This is a genomic window from Staphylococcus sp. GDX7P312P (assembly GCF_008385775.1).
Classification (GTDB): domain Bacteria; phylum Bacillota; class Bacilli; order Staphylococcales; family Staphylococcaceae; genus Staphylococcus; species Staphylococcus haemolyticus.
This window is the reverse complement of sequence record NZ_VUKI01000074.1, coordinates 1-876: the sequence shown is the minus strand read 5'-3', so window position 1 is coordinate 876 and position 876 is coordinate 1. Positions and strand designations below refer to the sequence as shown.

The 876-nt window shown below is 39.6% G+C and carries 2 tRNA genes; both read right to left on the bottom strand.

The features are described 5' to 3' along the window. Window positions 1–600 precede the first annotated feature (600 nt). Window positions 601–690: transfer RNA gene (locus F1592_RS13320), tRNA-Ser, on the bottom strand. A gap of 59 nt (window positions 691–749) precedes the next feature. Then, a tRNA-Glu gene (locus F1592_RS13315) sits at window positions 750–821 on the bottom strand. Window positions 822–876: the final 55 nt, after the last annotated feature.

Below are 876 nucleotides of genomic sequence, written 5' to 3'. Positions count from 1 at the left end.
TCCGATTTGACGTAGAGCCTATAAAAGAGAGCTAGAGTACCCATTACTCTAACTCCATTTTCTGCTTATGTTGAAATTTTCATTTCAAATCCTCGAAAATCAATGTATTTCGTTTTATAAGCTCCACGCATTGTCGTTGACCTAAATATATTATATTGTTTTTATATAATAAAAACAACATAAATTAAATACTAAATATTCCATCTTATCTCATTGGGAGTGGGACAAAAATAATATAATGAAGCTATTTTGCAAATTCGCAGTAGCTGACTGAACTGAAAATGCGCTTAAATCAATCTTTTTTCAATTCTAGTCACCCTTGCGGAGGTGAGCGGAGCCCCAACACAAAAAATCACGAAAGTGATTTTACAAGCTAAGCAAGTTGGGGACGGGACCCCAGCAGAGAGAATTTCAATAAGAAATTCCACAAGCAAAGCAAGCTGGGAGCGGATGACGAATTTAAAAAGAATTCTGTCCCACTCCCCTATACATTACAACTTACTAAAAATAAAAAAGCAAGGTCAACGTGTCAGAAAATTGTTTTCTTGACACGTTTTGACACTTGCTAACTCGAAACCCTATTGTATAAGGCTTATCATATGGAGAACAAGGGATTCGAACCCTTGAAGCGCTTATGGCGCTTACACACTTTCCAGGCGTGCTCCTTCGGCCAGACTCGGACAGTTCTCCTCAATAATAATAAATAAATCACATAAAAAAACAGAAGCGATATTTCACTTCTGTTTGTATGACTCCTACGGGACTCGAACACGTGTTACAGCCGTGAAAGGGCGGTGTCTTAACCGCTTGACCAAGGAGCCCTGGCTCCGCAGGTAGGATTCGAACCTACGACCGATCGGTTAACAGCCGATAGCT